At 44.7% G+C, this 15,545-nt stretch carries 14 protein-coding genes; 8 read left to right on the top strand and 6 right to left on the bottom strand.

Features of this window, described 5'->3' with window-relative positions:
• Positions 1–2: 2 nt before the first annotated feature.
• From PY04_RS02630 to purD, 3 genes are read right to left on the bottom strand one after another with little or no spacing between them, the layout of a single operon-like run.
• Positions 3–1,094: a VIT1/CCC1 transporter family protein gene (locus tag PY04_RS02630; RefSeq protein ID WP_014733633.1), complete on the bottom strand. Its 1,092-nt coding sequence runs from the start codon at positions 1,092–1,094 to the stop codon at positions 3–5.
• 60 nt (positions 1,095–1,154) lie between these two features.
• Positions 1,155–2,297 carry a formate--phosphoribosylaminoimidazolecarboxamide ligase family protein gene (locus PY04_RS02635; RefSeq protein WP_014733634.1) on the bottom strand — a complete coding sequence of 381 codons (1,143 nt, stop codon included), beginning with the start codon at positions 2,295–2,297 and terminating at the stop codon, positions 1,155–1,157.
• 9 nt (positions 2,298–2,306) lie between these two features.
• Positions 2,307–3,623 carry a phosphoribosylamine--glycine ligase gene (purD, locus tag PY04_RS02640; RefSeq protein WP_014733635.1) on the bottom strand — a complete coding sequence of 439 codons (1,317 nt, stop codon included), beginning with the start codon at positions 3,621–3,623 and terminating at the stop codon, positions 2,307–2,309.
• Between the two features lie 164 nt (positions 3,624–3,787).
• Here purD and PY04_RS02645 point away from each other — a divergent pair, with 164 nt between their 5' ends.
• The 4 genes from PY04_RS02645 to purE all read left to right on the top strand — a co-directional run bounded on the left by PY04_RS02645 (position 3,788) and on the right by purE (position 6,928).
• A complete protein-coding gene (locus PY04_RS02645) occupies positions 3,788–4,453 on the top strand; it encodes a hypothetical protein (protein WP_014733636.1) in 666 nt (221 codons plus the stop codon).
• A 2-nt stretch (positions 4,454–4,455) separates the two neighbouring features.
• Positions 4,456–5,226 (top strand): hypothetical protein, encoded by a 771-nt coding sequence (locus tag PY04_RS02650; RefSeq protein WP_014733637.1) that lies wholly within the window; start codon positions 4,456–4,458, stop codon positions 5,224–5,226.
• A gap of 66 nt (positions 5,227–5,292) precedes the next feature.
• Positions 5,293–6,417, top strand: coding sequence for a 5-(carboxyamino)imidazole ribonucleotide synthase (locus PY04_RS02655; RefSeq protein ID WP_048055921.1), 1,125 nt, complete (start codon positions 5,293–5,295; stop codon positions 6,415–6,417).
• On the top strand, positions 6,407–6,928 hold the full coding sequence (gene purE, locus PY04_RS02660) for a 5-(carboxyamino)imidazole ribonucleotide mutase (RefSeq protein WP_014733639.1): 522 nt from the start codon (positions 6,407–6,409) through the stop codon (positions 6,926–6,928). The genes PY04_RS02655 and purE overlap by 11 nt, the downstream gene beginning before the upstream one ends.
• Positions 6,929–6,930: 2 nt before the next feature.
• Here purE and purT read toward each other — a convergent pair whose 3' ends face one another.
• Positions 6,931–8,220, bottom strand: a complete 1,290-nt coding sequence (gene purT, locus PY04_RS02665) for a phosphoribosylglycinamide formyltransferase 2 (RefSeq protein WP_014733640.1) — start codon at positions 8,218–8,220, stop codon at positions 6,931–6,933.
• Between the two features lie 123 nt (positions 8,221–8,343).
• Here purT and purM point away from each other — a divergent pair, with 123 nt between their 5' ends.
• The 4 genes from purM (at position 8,344) to PY04_RS02685 (ending at position 14,524) form a co-directional block, all read left to right on the top strand.
• Positions 8,344–9,345 carry a phosphoribosylformylglycinamidine cyclo-ligase gene (gene purM, locus PY04_RS02670; protein ID WP_014733641.1) on the top strand — a complete coding sequence of 334 codons (1,002 nt, stop codon included), beginning with the start codon at positions 8,344–8,346 and terminating at the stop codon, positions 9,343–9,345.
• A 211-nt stretch (positions 9,346–9,556) separates the two neighbouring features.
• Positions 9,557–10,513 carry a hypothetical protein gene (locus tag PY04_RS02675; protein ID WP_237710135.1) on the top strand — a complete coding sequence of 319 codons (957 nt, stop codon included), beginning with the start codon at positions 9,557–9,559 and terminating at the stop codon, positions 10,511–10,513.
• A gap of 270 nt (positions 10,514–10,783) precedes the next feature.
• A complete protein-coding gene (locus PY04_RS02680; protein WP_014733643.1) occupies positions 10,784–13,489 on the top strand; it encodes an adenosylcobalamin-dependent ribonucleoside-diphosphate reductase in 2,706 nt (901 codons plus the stop codon).
• A 54-nt stretch (positions 13,490–13,543) separates the two neighbouring features.
• Positions 13,544–14,524, top strand: coding sequence for a DUF1616 domain-containing protein (locus PY04_RS02685; protein WP_014733644.1), 981 nt, complete (start codon positions 13,544–13,546; stop codon positions 14,522–14,524).
• On the opposite strand, the gene PY04_RS02690 is transcribed toward PY04_RS02685, so the two are convergent.
• Positions 14,521–14,763 (bottom strand): hypothetical protein, encoded by a 243-nt coding sequence (locus tag PY04_RS02690; protein WP_014733645.1) that lies wholly within the window; start codon positions 14,761–14,763, stop codon positions 14,521–14,523. The two genes, PY04_RS02685 and PY04_RS02690, sit on opposite strands and share 4 nt — an antisense overlap.
• Positions 14,754–15,512, bottom strand: a complete 759-nt coding sequence (locus PY04_RS02695; protein ID WP_048056189.1) for a hypothetical protein — start codon at positions 15,510–15,512, stop codon at positions 14,754–14,756. The genes PY04_RS02690 and PY04_RS02695 overlap by 10 nt, the downstream gene beginning before the upstream one ends.
• Positions 15,513–15,545 lie beyond the last annotated feature (33 nt).

Consider the following 15,545-nt stretch of genomic DNA (forward strand, 5'->3'; position numbering starts at 1 on the left):
TATCATAACCCCGAAACGTTGAAGAGTGTTTCCATCAGATGCCCGAAGAGGTAACTCAAGAACGCCGCGCCTAGGCCAGTAGCAACCATCTCGGCGACCTTTTTCCTAACGGATATTCCAGATATGAGGGCAACAGAGGTTGCAACTATGGAGAGGGCTAGTCCAGCAAGAACTATTGAGACGGGAAGTGCGGTTAAGGAGCTTGAAGCCAGGAAGTATGGTGTCACTGGAAATGCAACCCCTATTAGATATGCTAATCCAGTGTAGAGTGCTGCCCTAAATTCATTCTGCTCCTCTTCCTCAGTCAAAAGCCTTACAACTGCCTCACCTTTCTCTCCAAGCTTCCCCGCAACATCTCTAGCCAGCTCTTCCGGAAGGCCACCCTCTAACAGCTTTTCATAGATTTCATCCTTGGCCTTATCGGGGGAAACTTTGAAGAGAACTTTTGTTCTCTCTCTTATGGCCTCGTTAACCTGTCTCTGGCTCCTTACCGAGATTAAGGCTCCTATTGCCATCGACAAGGCCCCTGCCACACCGACTATTAGGCCACTTATCCCCACGAGCTTCGGAGAGTGCGGATAGACGGCAGATAGTCCAGTTACTGCTCCAAGAATTTCAACAAGCCCATCGTTCATTCCCAGCACGAAGTCTCTCACGTTCTCAACGTGGAACCTTCTCTTGCTTTCGTAGAAGAACTTCTCATGCTCAAGCTCGTCCACTATTATCCTTTTGAGCTCTTCCATCTCTTCCTCAGAGAACTCGTCGGAGTATTTGGTCAGAAACTTGAAATACTTTTGAATAGCACTGTTCTCGCCCATCTCCAGAATTGATGCCACAACACCTGGGCCTAGCATTTTCCTCAGTAGTTTAACTACAAAAATCGTGAAGCCTTTGACCTTTGGTTTCCTTGGCTTCACTCCCCTTTTCCTCAGGAATTCGTGCCAGAACTTTGCATGTCCAGATTCCATCTTGGATAGCCTAAGGAATTCTTTCTTTATCCTCTCGTCCTTCTCCATCTTGGCAAGTTCTGCGTAAAGCACGGCATCAGAGTACTCATCGTTGTAAAACTCCTCGGCAAGTTTAACTATCTCCATACCATCCCCTAGAGATTCCATTAATTTCTGGGTTAATAAATTAAGTGGAGAGAAAAAGGGCTATGTAACGATTTTCTCGAGCTCGTCCAGCTCGATTGCTCTCCTAATCTCTAAGGCTATCCTTCTTCCGGTACTCATAGGCTTCCTCCAGAGGGAGTTACCGTAGGGATGGCCCATGGCCATGTGAATGTTCGTTCCTCCGCCCGTTCTCGGTGCAACGTCGTAGATGTAAAAGTTCAAATCCTTGTCAACGGCCGTCTGGAGCGTAAACGGACCTATGATGCCTGGAGGATAGTACTTCTTCGTAGCCTCCACGTACTTCTCGGCCATTGCAAAGACCTTCTCAAGCAGGGACTCCCTAAGCGTTGAGGAAGCGTGGCCACAGACGGTGTATTCTGGCTCAAACTGCCACTCGGGAAGGGTGAGCTGTTGGGCAGCAGGCAGTCTTACATGACCATCAAGACTGGTTTCAAACCTCCAGTCGATTCCGAGCAGCTCTATCTCCTCGTCAATCGGGGAGTAGAAGAAGTCAAAGTTGAAAACAGGCCCTATTATGTATCTCTCTATTCTCGCTTTCTCTAAATCCTCCCTTGTTATGACGCCCAGCTTTATGAGCTTCTCACTCTTCTCTTTGAACTCCTTGTAGGAGGCGGCAGTGAAAAATCCTCTCTCGAGCCTCTTCTTCGCGTGGGGAAGTTTAACTATGACCAAGCCAACTTCATCGATTTCTTCCGGACTAACGGGCTCTGGATAGGGGAGGCCAGCCTTTTCAAGCAACCAGTAATAGCTCTTCTCTTCACTCCTCTCCTCACTCCTCAAGAGGTTCCTACTCCCAAACATAGGCACTAAGAATTCATTCTCAACTCTGTCTATCCCAGTATAGACGACAAAAGACCTGTTTGGAATGAATATGACGTTTCTTTTCCTTAGTTCTTCTTGAATGTCAATTATCTGGGCAAATTTCTCAAGGATTATAACTTCATCTATGAAGCCCTTGACGAGACCATCCTTCGTCTTTCTGAGCTTAAAGTACTCAGCGTACGTTCTGTGTCTTCCCTTCTGGGCAACCACGAGAGTAGGGAAGCCCTCCTCCTTGGCACCATCCGCAATGTCAAGTGCCGAGTGGCTCCCAATGACGCCTATAGTTATCTTGCTCTTGTCATATCCCTCAAGAATTTCCAAAATCTGCTCCCTACTTATCATATTATCACCTCAGCATATGTTTGGTTCAAAATCCTTACCAAGCTCTCTCATAATCTGGATCCTCTTCTCAATGCTCCCCCTAGTCCCTACATCTCTCCTATAGAATATCGGCCCTCTAATGTGCTTTATTGCACTCTGAGCAATTTTCTCGGCTTCCTCAATGTTGTCTCCAACACCAACAATGGCCAGGGCCCTTGAACCGAGTAGAGTATAGTTTTCATCTATTGAGGCGAATATTAACTTCGCACCTTCCCTAGCAACTGCTTTTTCATTAACTTCAACTTTCACTCCCCTAACGGGGTTTACGGGATATCCCTCGGGGGCTATGTACTTAACGACGGTGGCCTTGTTCTCGAACCTTGCGCTCCTGAGGTTGCCGTCAATTATTCCCTGGGCTATCTCAACGAGATTGTCATCTAGGATTGCAAGGACGTTTATAGCCTCGGGATCGCCGAACCTGGCGTTGTATTCTATTATTACTGGTCCATCTCTGCTCAGCATAAACTGACCGTAGAGGATCCCCTTGTATGGGTATCCTTCCTTTTTCATAGCCTCAACAGTCCTCTGAAGTGTTTCTAAGGCTTTTTCCCAGTCTTCCTTGGTCACGAATGGTAGTAAATGGTTTGGGCATGAATACGATCCCATTCCGCCAGTTATTGGGCCAACATCACCCTCATAGGCGTGGGGGTAATCCTGGGCTAGTGGCATTGGATAAACCTTTTCCCCATCGCTGAAAACTTGGAACGTGAATTCTACCCCATCTGTCCTTTCCTCAATTAGAACCTTCCCATCCTTTCTGATCAGTTGCTCAGCGTAGGCTTTCGCCTCCTCGTTGTCCCTAAGCTGATAGCCCACTACCTTAACTCCCTTCCCACCTGTAAGGCCAAGAGGTTTAACGACCACGGGCTTCCCATAGCTATCTATCCAAGCTTTCATCTCCTCAACGTCATCAAAAACCTTGAACATTTTTCTTCCAGGTATCTTGTTCCTCTCCATGAACTCTCTTGCCCATGCTTTGTTTGTTTCGAGCCTCGCGGCTTCTTTCGTTGGTCCCACGGCTGGAATTCCTTCTTCTTCAAGTGCATTAACAATCCCAGCCTCAAGCGGAGCCTCTGGCCCTATGAATGCGAAGTCAACGGCCCACTTCTTTGCGAACTCGACAACCTTGGAAACGTCGGTTTCTTTGGCAAGTCCGTATTCTTTGGCTATTCTGGCGAGACCAGGATTTTTATGTTTCGAGACCACGTAGAGCTCAGCTCCACCCTTTACGAGGGCCTCTCCTATCGCGTGCTCTCTTCCGCCACCACCCACGAGAAGAACCCTCATAATTATTTCACCAAATTTACGTCAAAATTTGGCGATATTAATGGTTTTCGTTTACATGAATTTGTTAAAAATAAGTTCTTTCCCCGTTTTACTTTTTTGTATAGTAATTACCTACACAAAATTAATTTATATTTCCGATTTGTAAAATAAACCAGGTGGGCCTTATGCTTACAATAGAAGATGTAATAAATCTAATTCCAGAGAGAGGGATAATGTCAATAATTCAAAGAGATTTAGAAGCAAATGGAGACAAATACGCGCTCCTAATAATGAGACATCTCCTTGAAAATAATAACCAAGTATTCTTATTTCTCTACGAACCATTTTCAATTCTCTCGAGGAACCTCAGGGCAATGAACCTAGATGTTACAAAGTACCTCAATAAAAACCTGATTATATTCGACGTCTTTGGTAGCATGAATAAGATAGAAAGGAATACTCCAGGAGTATATACGCTCTCGGGTTATTTAGATGACGTTATATTCATAAGTAAAATGAAGGAGTGGGGGAGAAGTATAATAAAGAAATTCAGCACTGACGTTGAGAAGATCTGGCTGATGACTTACTTAACTTCAGGAGTTTGCAAGCTTTTCCACAACCCAATCTCGACATACAAGATGATATGGCTTATGAGGGAGGATGTTCTGAAGGATAAGTCTCCAAAAACGATAATAACGTACTCTCCGGTTGAGTGTCCACTTCTGGAAGACATAGTTTACTTCGTTTCAGACATTGTTATAGAGACCAAGGTGTTAAAGGGGAAGAAAGTTGGGATAATAGCAAAGGGTGGAGAAGAAAATACTATCTTTGAGCTCTTTGAGGAGGTGTGAGTATGGAATACGTTTCTTGGGAGATTAAGGCTCTTGACAAGGAGCTCGACGGTATAAGAAAATACTCTCTCGTTTTGATCCACCAAGAGGATCCCCTCTCCCGTGGGGTTGATCTACTTTATTACATACTTACCGAAAAGCTCAAGCAGGACAACTTAATAGGGTACTTCAACATCTCCTATCCCCTCCCTTTAGTGCTCAGAGCATTAAGAAGGTTTAATATCGATCCAATAGAGGCCCTCAAGTCATTGAGGTTGGCAATAATAGATACATTTGGAAGCTTCTATGGTGTCAAGTCAAACCTCCCAAGTGTTTGGGTTCTTGAGGGGATGCTGTCTTCGGAAACCCTTCCTGCAAAGTATGCTAGGGTTATAGAAGAACACAAATCCGTTTGGGCTAAAGAAGGCCTATTCGAAGGTAGAGATATTTACGGCTTTGCCGTTGCCATATCCTCTTATATGGAGCTCTTTAACAGTTCGGAGGAGACCTTGAGGTATCTTGAGCTGTCCTCAGAAATTATGAGTATTCATCCGGCTTACAAGAAGTATCCAAGGGGGACGAACTTCTGGCTCTGGCTTGGGAAGGGACATAAGGAAGTATTTGCATCCGTGTACAGGAGAGCAGACTATGTTCTAAGGACGAGGAGTTACTTTACTGACGATGGCATAAAGAGAGAACTCATAATACTCAAAACTCCGGAGTTCGAGGATGAGGTTATCAAGTTTGAGTATGAGTTCGAAGAGGGTGAGATAAAGTTCACGAGAATTTACTGATTCTTGTCAATTTTTTGGTAGAAAACTATTTATATTTAACAAGCTTTTGTTAATTTAGGGTCAGCCATGCTCACGATAGGCATAGTCGGTGGGGGACAGTTAGCGAAGATGATGGCTCAGGAGGCCAGAAAGCTTGGCTTCGGGATAGCTGTTCTAGATCCTCAAGAAAGCTGTCCCGCCTGCGGACTTGCCGATTACAAAATAAATGCGAGCTTCATGGACGGTGAGAAAATAAAGGAGCTCGCTGAAGTATCCGACGTTTTAACGTATGATATAGAGCACATAAACGTTCAAGCATTGAAAGAAGTTGAGAAGGAAGGAACCCCAGTCTACCCCTCCCCGAGGATTCTAGAAATAATCCAAGACAAGCTAGTCCAAATGGAAACAATGAAGAGAGCAGGAGTGCCAGTTCCAAAGTTCATAAGAGCTGATAAAGAAGAGCTCCTAGAGAAAGCAGAGAAATTTGGATTTCCCTTGGTCCAGAAAACGAGGAGAGGAGGATACGACGGAAAGGGAGTTGCAGTCATAAGGAGCGAGGAAGAGTTAAGTAAGCTCATCCCCGCCGACTCCATGATACAAGAGTTCGTGAACATTGAGAAAGAGATCGCCGTCATTGTTGCCAGGGATGAATACGGAGAAGTTGAAGTGTACCCAGTCGTTGAGATGGTATTCAATGAGGCAAACATCCTCGACTTCCTGGTGGCCCCGGCAAGGATAGATGAGGACAAGGCCAAAGAAGCCCAAGAGATTGCGATAAAAGCTGTTGAGGCCCTTAACGGTGTTGGAGTATTCGGAGTAGAGATGTTCCTAGACAGGGAAGGCAGAATCCTCCTGAACGAGATAGCCCCAAGGCCTCACAACTCGGGCCATTACACAATAGAGGCTTGCATGACAAGTCAATTCGAGCAACACATAAGGGCAATAACCGGCCTTCCCCTTGGAAACTCAGAGCTAATTCTCCCCGCAGTCATGTTTAACCTCCTTGGAGAAGGAAGTGGGAAGCCAAAGGTTTTGGGGCTTAGAGAGGCCCTCAGATATCCCGGCGTTTATGTTCATATTTATGGAAAACCCGTTGTCAGGCCCCTGAGGAAGATGGGGCATGTTACCGTTGTTAATAGAGACTTAAATAAAGCCCTCGAGATAGCGGAAAAGGTTAAGAGAATTATTAAGGTGGTGGGAGATGGCTCCTAAAGTTGGGATAATAATGGGAAGCGACTCCGACCTCCCCGTTATGAAGGAAGCTGCCAAAGTTCTAGAGGAGTTCGGGGTTGAGTACGAGATAACTATAGTTTCTGCCCACAGGACACCTGAGAGGATGTATGAATATGCAAAGAAAGCAAGAGAGAGGGGAATAGAAGTTATAATCGCAGGAGCTGGAGGAGCAGCCCACCTTCCGGGAATGACGGCATCGATAACGACGCTTCCAGTTATAGGAGTACCCGTCAAGAGCAGAGCCCTCAACGGTTTAGATTCCCTGCTATCAATAGTCCAAATGCCGGCTGGAGTTCCGGTGGCAACGGTGGCAATAAACAATGCAAAGAACGCTGCTCTCCTAGCACTGAGGATACTCTCAATAAAATATCCAGAAATAGCGGAAAAGCTCGAAAAATACAGAGAAGACATGAGAAAGACCGTAGAGGAAAAGGCCAAAAAGCTTGAAGAGGTTGGATGGGAAAAATACCTCTCAGAAAATCAAAAATAGAATTAGAGGAGGTGCTTCCTCTTTTCATAATCTTGTGAATGCCAATCGGAAGAGCGTGTTCTGAGTTCTATCATATGAGCAACCTTCTCCGCCCTCTTCTTTGCTTCTTGAACGTCCCTATCCCATGCGAGAACTACTCCAAGCCTCCTTCCAGGATATGCCTCGGGCTTTCCGAAGAGCCTAACCGTTGCGTTTGGAATGCTGAGGGCCTTTGCAAGTCCTCGGAACCTTGGAGAATATCCAGATACCTTAGCCTTTATGACGTGAGTCGCTGCTGGGATTAGCATTGGGAACAGCCTGTAGCCTTCTACCCACTCTCCTGGGATTGGGAGCCCAAGAACAGCCCTCAGGTGAAGGCCAAACTCCGAAAACCCAGTTGGGTGAGAGGCCAATGTGACCATTCCCGTGTCGTGGGGTCTTGGGGAGACCTCATTGGCCCAGACCTTATCCCCCTTCACGAACATTTCAACCCCAAAGAGACCAAGACCTCCAAGGACATCGGTTATCCTCTTCGCAATTCTATAAACCTCCCTTTCAGCCTTTTCGCTTATCTCAGCCGGTTGCCAGCTAGCGTGGTAGTCACCATCAATCTGATAGTGACCCACAGGCTTCGGGAATGTCGTGACTATCTCACCGTTCTCATCATAATGCCTAACGGCCAGCTCGGTTATCTCAATGTCGAAGTCTATGTGCTCCTCGACTATTATCTTCTCCGCACTTCCCCTGGCCTTTGTTTTTGCCTCCTCCCACGCCTTTGGAATGTCTTCAGGCCCTTTAACAAAGTAAGATCCCTTTCCAGATGAGCTCATTATTGCCTTTGTGTGGCAGGGATAGCCTATCTTCTCGCAAGCCTCATACAACTCATCCAAGGTTGTGGCGTACATATATCTGGAGGTAGGAACCTTTGCCTCTTTAACAAGGGTCTCTCTCAGCCTTTCCCTGTGCATCGCTATCCAAGTTGCCCTAGCATTTGGGACGACAAAGTAGCCATCCTCCTCAAACTCAAACAGCGCGTCGAGGTTAATGGCCTCTATCTCGGGGATTATCGCATCTGGCTTTTCCCTCTCAACAACGCTCCAGAGAAAGTCCTTATCCATCATGTTGCCAACGTAACTTCTATGGGCAACTTGCATAGCGGGGGCGTTTGCATACCTGTCAACAGCAACAACCTCAACACCAAGCCTCTGAGCCTCAATCGCTATCTCCTTACCAAGTTCACCGCTACCAAGGAGAAGGATCTTTTGGGCTGAATCTGTTGTGGCGGTTCCCAACTCGTCCCTCAGCTTTATCACAATAACCACCCCACGTATATATTGACGTGTATATGTTAAAATTATCAGGATATTTAAGATTTTTTAAGCATATAAATGGCAAACCTTTTAAGGTTATCACTTCACCATCTCTCGGTGGTGTTCATGCTCACCTATGCCCAAGCTGGAGTCGACGAAGAGAAAACTTCAAGGGCATTGAAGGCAATCATAGAAGTTGCAAAGAGAACTTTTTCCTTTAGACAGGGAAAACTTGGTGAACCCGGGGATATAGGACACTACGCGGCTCTCCTAGACTTTGGAGACTTTTACCTGGCAATGACAACCGATGGTGTTGGTACAAAGGTTCTGGTTGCAGAAGCAGTCGGGAGGTTTGACACGATAGGGATTGACATGATAGCGATGAACGTGAACGATCTACTTTGCATCGGTGCCGAGCCCATAGCCCTCGTGGATTACTTCGCAATTAGGGAACCCAAAGAAGAAATCTTTGAACAGGTTGCCAAGGGCCTTTATGAGGGAGCAAAACAGGCTGGAATAGCTATAGTTGGCGGTGAAACTGCTGTTATGCCTGATTTAGTGAACGGCTACGACCTCGCTGGGACGGCCATAGGCGTTGTTAAGAAAGATGAAGTTGTCACTGGTGAAAAGATAAAACCCGGAGATGCCGTTATAGGGATTTCAAGCTCTGGAATACACTCCAATGGTCTGACACTAGCCAGAAAGCTTCTAATCCCAAAGTATGGGCTGGAATATGAGTACGAAGGAAGAAAGCTTTGGGAGTGGCTTCTCGAACCAACGAGGATATACGTTGAACCAATACTTGAACTCTTAAAGAGCGTTGAAGTTCATGGTCTAGCCCACATAACGGGTGGAGGTCTGCTCAACCTCAAAAGACTAACAGCTTACGGCTTTGACATAGAAATGCCCCCACTGGAAGGAATATTCAAGCTAATTCACAAAAATGGGGTTCCCCTGGATGAGATGTTCAGAGTGTTCAATATGGGAGTCGGATTCATGGTAGTAGTTCCAGAGGAAGAAAAAGAAGAGGCCCTCGAAATACTGAACAGGTACTATAGGAGCTGGATTCTTGGAAGCGTCGTCAAGGAGAAAGGGATAAGGATCAGGAACTACAATATAAAACTTTAGAGTATTAACCTTTACTACTGTTTTTCAAACAATTTGAGCCTTTTCTCAAATTATTTTAAACACCTCCATCAAGAAATTATCAAACTTCAAGTTTGATAGAAAAAGCTTATAAATTATAGATCCTATAAAATTATGCTAGTACATTAGTAATAGGAGTTCCATAGTATGGAAGAAACATGAGAAAAAGCATTCGGGCGTGAGGGTAATGAGGATGAAGAATGTTTTCATTTTAGTTCTTTTCATAATCCTGATTTTTGTTATTGGGTATGCTTTTCAAAATACCCAGAAATCTATCAACAACTGCTTCTTACTTCTTCCCGCCAATGTCAAGGAGGAAAACTTAGATGTCGTTGCACACTTCGATAACGTGACTGTTTTAAGAGTCGTTGAGAGCAAGGGGCTTTATACAAGGATTGGGAATTACATTATCAGGAAGAACGGGAAGATGTATATGATAAATTCTTCCCAAGCATACTTCTTTCCATGGGGTTTCATAGCCTCCATTCAGAGATCAAAGACATTGAACGTGCAACTAATCATAATGAACTTGAGTCAACCCAAGGTTAACGTAACCGTCCAAAATAAAGAAACAACTGTTAGAGTGAAGCAACTTGTCGCATGTAGTTATGATAGAAAGCTACTGTGGGAGTATGAAGCTGGAGTTCCTTACCACTGGATTATCCATTATGGGGAAGAGATGCCGAGCAGAGAAGGAGTGAGTTACCCCTCCATTTTGACTTCGAGCACAGAAAGCTACCTCTTCCTAGTTGAGATTCACTCAGCTCCCCGAGAGGTTCCCTCTATAAGGCGTTGGGTGGGTGAGGATTGGGTCTATATATTTGGCAAAAATGGCCTCGTCAAGAAGTTGAGTCTCGGAAAGGATTCCTGGCCCAAGAGGAATGTTTTCATATCCTCAGCTGGAAATTACACAATTCTAGGGTTCGAACAGCCTCAAGAGGATGGCTCCCCAGCGTATGGTAGGGTTTTAATATTCAAAGGGGCAGAGGTCATCTTCAACAAAACGTTCTCCTATAAGTCAGGATGTCTGTGCTATATCATTCCAGGCTGGGGGAACATTGACGAGAACGGATACGCAACCTTTGGACTGTACACAGGCATTGGAATCTACAATGCTACAAGTGGCAAGTTCACGTACAAAGAGTCCTGATTTTTACTCTCTTTTAAGTAGTTGCACTAGTGGGAAGGCAAATCTATGACTAATAATGCTTTTAACCCCTCACCCCTCACTATATCTTATCCCTCTCTGTGGGTTGCCTATAAGAATTGCATGATCTAGCGTCAAATTTTTTATTATGATTATGGCTTATTGACGAATTCTGAATGGGCAAGATATTTTAGGGCGGGGTATAACTTATTTGGTGCTGATACTCGTACAGGAATTTTGCATTTTTAAAAACAAAATGACAGGGGTGTTCCTATGGTTGTTGAAAAAGTGATGAAACGTGATGGCAGGATAGTTCCCTTTGATGAGTCACGTATAAGGTGGGCTGTACAAAGGGCAATGTGGGAAGTTGGTGTCAGGGATGAGAAAAAGTTAGACGAGGTAGTGAAGGCCATAGTTAAAAGGATAAATGAGCTCTATGACGGTCAGATACCCCACATAGAAAACATTCAAGACATAGTCGAGCTAGAGCTCATGAGAGCAGGGCTCTTTGAGGTAGCTAAGGCCTATATCCTATACAGAAAGAAAAAGGCTGAAATAAGAGAGGAGAAGAAGAGGATATTAAATAAGAAAGAGCTTGACGAAATAGATAAGAGGTTCTCCATAAACGCCCTGAGAGTTCTCGCATCGAGGTACTTAATTAGAGATGAAAATGGGAATATAATAGAAAGCCCGAGGGAACTCTTCGAGAGGGTTGCTATTTTATCCGTTATCCCAGATCTCCTTTATGATGAGAGGGTTTTTGACAAGGATGGCAACTATGAGCAAGATTTAAAGAGGGTTGAATACTACCTGGAAAACTTCGAGAACTTTGACAAGAAGTATTCCATAGGAAAGTACAAGCTGAACAAGTACCACTTTGAGAGAATGGTCAGCCTTTACAAGGAACTTGCAGAGAAAGGCAAGATGAAAGTTAGCATCGACGAGTTCCTCTCAATGCTGGAGAGAGGGGAATTTGACAAATACGAGAGGGAAATAGAGGAGTACTTCAGGTTAATGACGAATCAAGTCTTCATGCCCAACACCCCTGCACTAATAAACTCTGGCAGGCCTCTTGGCATGCTTTCAGCATGCTTCGTCGTTCCTATAGAGGATGACATGGAGAGCATAATGAAGGCGGCTCATGATGTGGCCATGATACAGAAAATGGGTGGAGGAACCGGTCTTAACTTTTCGAAGCTCCGTCCTGAGGGAGACTTCGTTGGCTCTACAGCAGGTGCTGCATCAGGCCCCGTTTCGTTCATGCACTTAATAGATGCTGTCAGTGACGTTATCAAGCAGGGGGGAGTGAGAAGGGGCGCGAACATGGGAATACTTGAGATCTGGCACCCGGACATTGAGAAGTTCATACATGCGAAGGAGAAGAACGTGGGGACAAATGTTCTCAGCAACTTTAACATCAGTGTTGGTATATGGAAGGACTTCTGGGAGGCCCTCAAGGAAGGGAAGAAATATCCCCTTATCAATCCTAGAACAGGCGAAGTTGTGAGAGAAGTTGATCCAAAGTCTCTGTTCGAAGAGCTAGCTTACATGGCCTGGGCGAAGGCCGATCCTGGGGTGATATTCTTTGACATAATAAACAGAAGGAACGTTTTGAAAGACGCCAAAGGAGGCCCAATAAGGGCAACTAACCCATGCGGAGAGGAGCCTCTCTACGAGTATGAATCCTGTAATTTGGCCTCTATAAATCTTGCAAAGTTCGTGAAGTATGATGAGAATGGAAAGCCATACTTCGACTGGGATGAGTACGCCTACGTCATCCAAAAGGTCGCCAAGTACCTCGATAACTCCATAGATGTAAACAAGTTCCCGCTCCCGGAGATAGACTACAACACCAAGCTCACAAGAAGAATAGGAGTCGGCATGATGGGACTTGCGGACGCCCTCTTCAAGCTTGGAATACCATATAACAGTGAGGAAGGGTACAAGTTCATGAGAAAGGTAACCGAGTATCTAACCTTCTACGCCTATAAGTACAGCGTTGAGGCAGCAAAGAAGCGCGGAGCCTTCCCGCTCTACGAGAAAACTGGCTATCCGAAGGGAGAGCTTCCAGTTGAAGGTTATTACCATAGAGAACTTTGGAACCTCCCATGGGATGAGCTCGTCGAGGAAATAAAGAAGCATGGAGTTAGGAATGCCATGGTTACAACATGCCCACCAACGGGATCCGTTTCAATGATAGCCGATACATCGAGTGGAATAGAACCAATATTCGCCCTAGTCTATAAGAAGAGCGTCACGGTTGGGGAATTCTATTACGTTGACCCAGTATTTGAGAGCGAGCTTAAGAGAAGAGGCCTGTGGAGCGAGGAGTTGCTAAAGAAGATAAGCGACAATTATGGTTCAGTTCAAGGTCTGGAAGAAATTCCAGAGGACATGAAGAAGGTCTTCGTGACGGCTATGGACATACACTGGCTCGATCATATCCTTGCCCAGGCAAGTATTCAGCTATGGCTTACTGATTCCGCGAGCAAGACGATAAACATGCCGAATGACGCTACCGTTGAGGATGTTAAAGCCGCGTACTTATTCGCTTACTTCCTTGGCTGTAAGGGTGTCACCGTATACAGAGATGGCTCGCTCTCTGTTCAGGTGTACAGCGTTGAGGGAAGAAAGAGAAGATACAGGGCAAAGCCAAGTGAGTACGCTAAGAAGATCTTACTCGAGATAGTTGAGAAGGAACCTTGGATTAAGAACTTGATAAACGTTGATGAGATACTCAATGGAAGGAGTGAGAAGGCTGAGGGAATAACTTTCTCCCTTGGAGGCTTCAAGGCAGGAAGTCAGCATAGCCACACCCCAGGAAGGGAAGAAATACCAGAAGAAAAGATAAAGGAGCTCCTTGGAGTGGTCTACTGTCCAGTGTGCTATGAGAGGGAGGGCAAACTGGTTGAGCTTAAGATGGAGAGTGGCTGTGCAACGTGTCCAGTATGCGGATGGAGCAAGTGTGTGATAAGCTAATTCCTCTTCTTAACATTTTTAAGCCCCATACTCTCTTTTCCCTTGGGACATAAAATGAGGAAGTACTGGGATCTAATAATTGTGATTGCCCTTTCATTGATTTTAGACCTGGTAATATTTATAGCTCCTGAGAGCATAATAAGGAAGGCCCTTGGCCTAATTTTTGTCCTTTTTCTTCCTGGTTATGTTTTCATAACTGCTCTCTTCCCTGAGAGGAAAGAGCTGGACAACCTCGAAAGGTTGGCCTTGAGCTTTGGTCTAAGCATAGCTATAGTTCCACTAATAGGTTTGGCCCTAAACTACACTCCCTGGGGAATAAGGCTTAAACCGATCCTTGTGTCGTTAACTGTATTCAATGTAGCCTTCTCCATCATCGCGATTTATAGGAGGGCTAATGCAATTAACCCTTGGATTCCCTGGATAAGCATAGAGGATCTAAAAAGGGAACTCGAATGGGAAAAGGCGAGCAAGCTGGATAAGGCCCTAACGGTGATTTTGCTGATATCAATTATAGTTTCTATTGGAGTTTTAATTTATGTTGTAACACATCCGAAGCCTGGAGAGGCATTTACCGAGTTCTACATTTTAGGGCCGAAAGGGAAAGCTGCAGATTATCCTACAAAACTTTTCGTGAATGAGACGGGGAGGGTTATTATTGGGATAGTTAATCACGAGCATAGGAATGTTACATATTACGTTGAGATATGGCTCGTCAATTTAACTTACAATTTCACTACCAACGAAACCATAATCCATGAGATGTACTTGATGAACAGGTTTAACGTGACACTCCCTTCAATTCCCGTGAATATAGAGGGCAACTGGACGCCTCAATTTGAGATGAACTATACGTTCAAAATAGATAAACCAGGGAAGTGGCAGATTTGGTTCCTCCTATTCAAAGACAAAGAACCTCCAATTCCTAAAGAGTGTTTAATGGGTGCAAATTGTTTAAGTGAGAAATGGAGAATTATAGAAGCTATAAATGGAACTATACAATCGTTAAAGTTAAACGTTAGGGTTATAGAGATTTAGTGGCTTAAGACTTCGTACACCTTTTTGGCGACTATTATTGAAAAAACTATCAAGAGAACCTCTATTAAGGGTTTGAGATTTTCTTTCTGATCCTTTGATAAGAAAAGAGATCCAACTTCTAAGGTTATTAGCAGGCCTATAAGAGCTAACGTCAGAAATACGTCGATACTCTCTGTAGCCAGCGCTGAAATTAGGAACCATGCGGACAGAAATATTATTGCATAGTCCTCTACATCCATCTTTCGACTCCCCCTAACTTCCGGGCAGTTATTTTCACTCTCCCTCTCTCAAATGTGAAATTCTCGCTAACTATTACTTCCCCTGTTCCCTTGCTTAGACCCAAGAGGATTGAAGAGCATATTGGACAAGCTACTTGGGAGCAATCTTCTATGTTACTTCTGCAGAATTTAATTTGCCTTGGCTTTACATAAATCGTGTAAACATCATCTCCCTCTTCAATGTAGACTTCATCGGCAAGCCCTAAAGATTTCAAAACAGAACCGGCAACACTCTCAACTCCTCCAACCCCTATCCCATTCAGACTTCCCTCTAAGTGTTCTTCAAACTTTTTAACTAAGTGAAGACCAGTTGGTTTGAGGAGAATTCCCATTTGTCTCTCGCTTGGCGCTGAGCTTAGGAAGACAACGTCCTCACCAAGTCTTCCTAGATCAAGATCAAAATCCCTACTTAAGGGAATAAAGACTCCACCCTCGGGGAGGTTCTCGTAAGGGGGAATGTAGATTGCATTCCCCTCAAGCCCAAGATCCCTAACTATGCTTTTTAGGGTTAAATGGTATGAAGAGAGGGTTGATGAGAGGGCATCTGCCTTTACGTATTCTCCAGATTTCAAGGCTAGGATAGTTGCCCCAATGAATACCCCCGCAAATCCTAGGTTTATCATCTTAGGAGTCTGAGTTATAACCCCGATTATTACGATTATTCCACCAATTATTCCAGCCACGATTCCGGTTATTATTTGGATTCTCATCGCTCTCACAACCACCGTTAATTTTAATAAATC

This window comes from Pyrococcus sp. ST04 (assembly GCF_000263735.1).
GTDB lineage: Archaea > Methanobacteriota_B > Thermococci > Thermococcales > Thermococcaceae > Pyrococcus.

Bases quoted from the DNA above. Each gene is read 5' to 3' on its own strand.
- PY04_RS02650 (WP_014733637.1), top strand. From the start codon at position 4,456: ATGGAATACGTTTCTTGGGAGATTAAGGCTCTTGACAAGGAGCTCGAC.
- PY04_RS02690 (WP_014733645.1), bottom strand. From the start codon at position 14,763: ATGGATGTAGAGGACTATGCAATAATATTTCTGTCCGCATGGTTCCTA.
- purD (WP_014733635.1), bottom strand. From the start codon at position 3,623: ATGAGGGTTCTTCTCGTGGGTGGTGGCGGAAGAGAGCACGCGATAGGA.
- PY04_RS02685 (WP_014733644.1), top strand. From the start codon at position 13,544: ATGAGGAAGTACTGGGATCTAATAATTGTGATTGCCCTTTCATTGATT.
- PY04_RS02630 (WP_014733633.1), bottom strand. From the start codon at position 1,094: ATGGAGATAGTTAAACTTGCCGAGGAGTTTTACAACGATGAGTACTCT.
- PY04_RS02645 (WP_014733636.1), top strand. From the start codon at position 3,788: ATGCTTACAATAGAAGATGTAATAAATCTAATTCCAGAGAGAGGGATA.
- PY04_RS02655 (WP_048055921.1), top strand. From the start codon at position 5,293: ATGCTCACGATAGGCATAGTCGGTGGGGGACAGTTAGCGAAGATGATG.
- purE (WP_014733639.1), top strand. From the start codon at position 6,407: ATGGCTCCTAAAGTTGGGATAATAATGGGAAGCGACTCCGACCTCCCC.
- PY04_RS02695 (WP_048056189.1), bottom strand. From the start codon at position 15,512: ATGAGAATCCAAATAATAACCGGAATCGTGGCTGGAATAATTGGTGGA.
- PY04_RS02635 (WP_014733634.1), bottom strand. From the start codon at position 2,297: ATGATAAGTAGGGAGCAGATTTTGGAAATTCTTGAGGGATATGACAAG.
- purM (WP_014733641.1), top strand. From the start codon at position 8,344: ATGCTCACCTATGCCCAAGCTGGAGTCGACGAAGAGAAAACTTCAAGG.
- PY04_RS02675 (WP_237710135.1), top strand. From the start codon at position 9,557: ATGAAGAATGTTTTCATTTTAGTTCTTTTCATAATCCTGATTTTTGTT.
- PY04_RS02680 (WP_014733643.1), top strand. From the start codon at position 10,784: ATGGTTGTTGAAAAAGTGATGAAACGTGATGGCAGGATAGTTCCCTTT.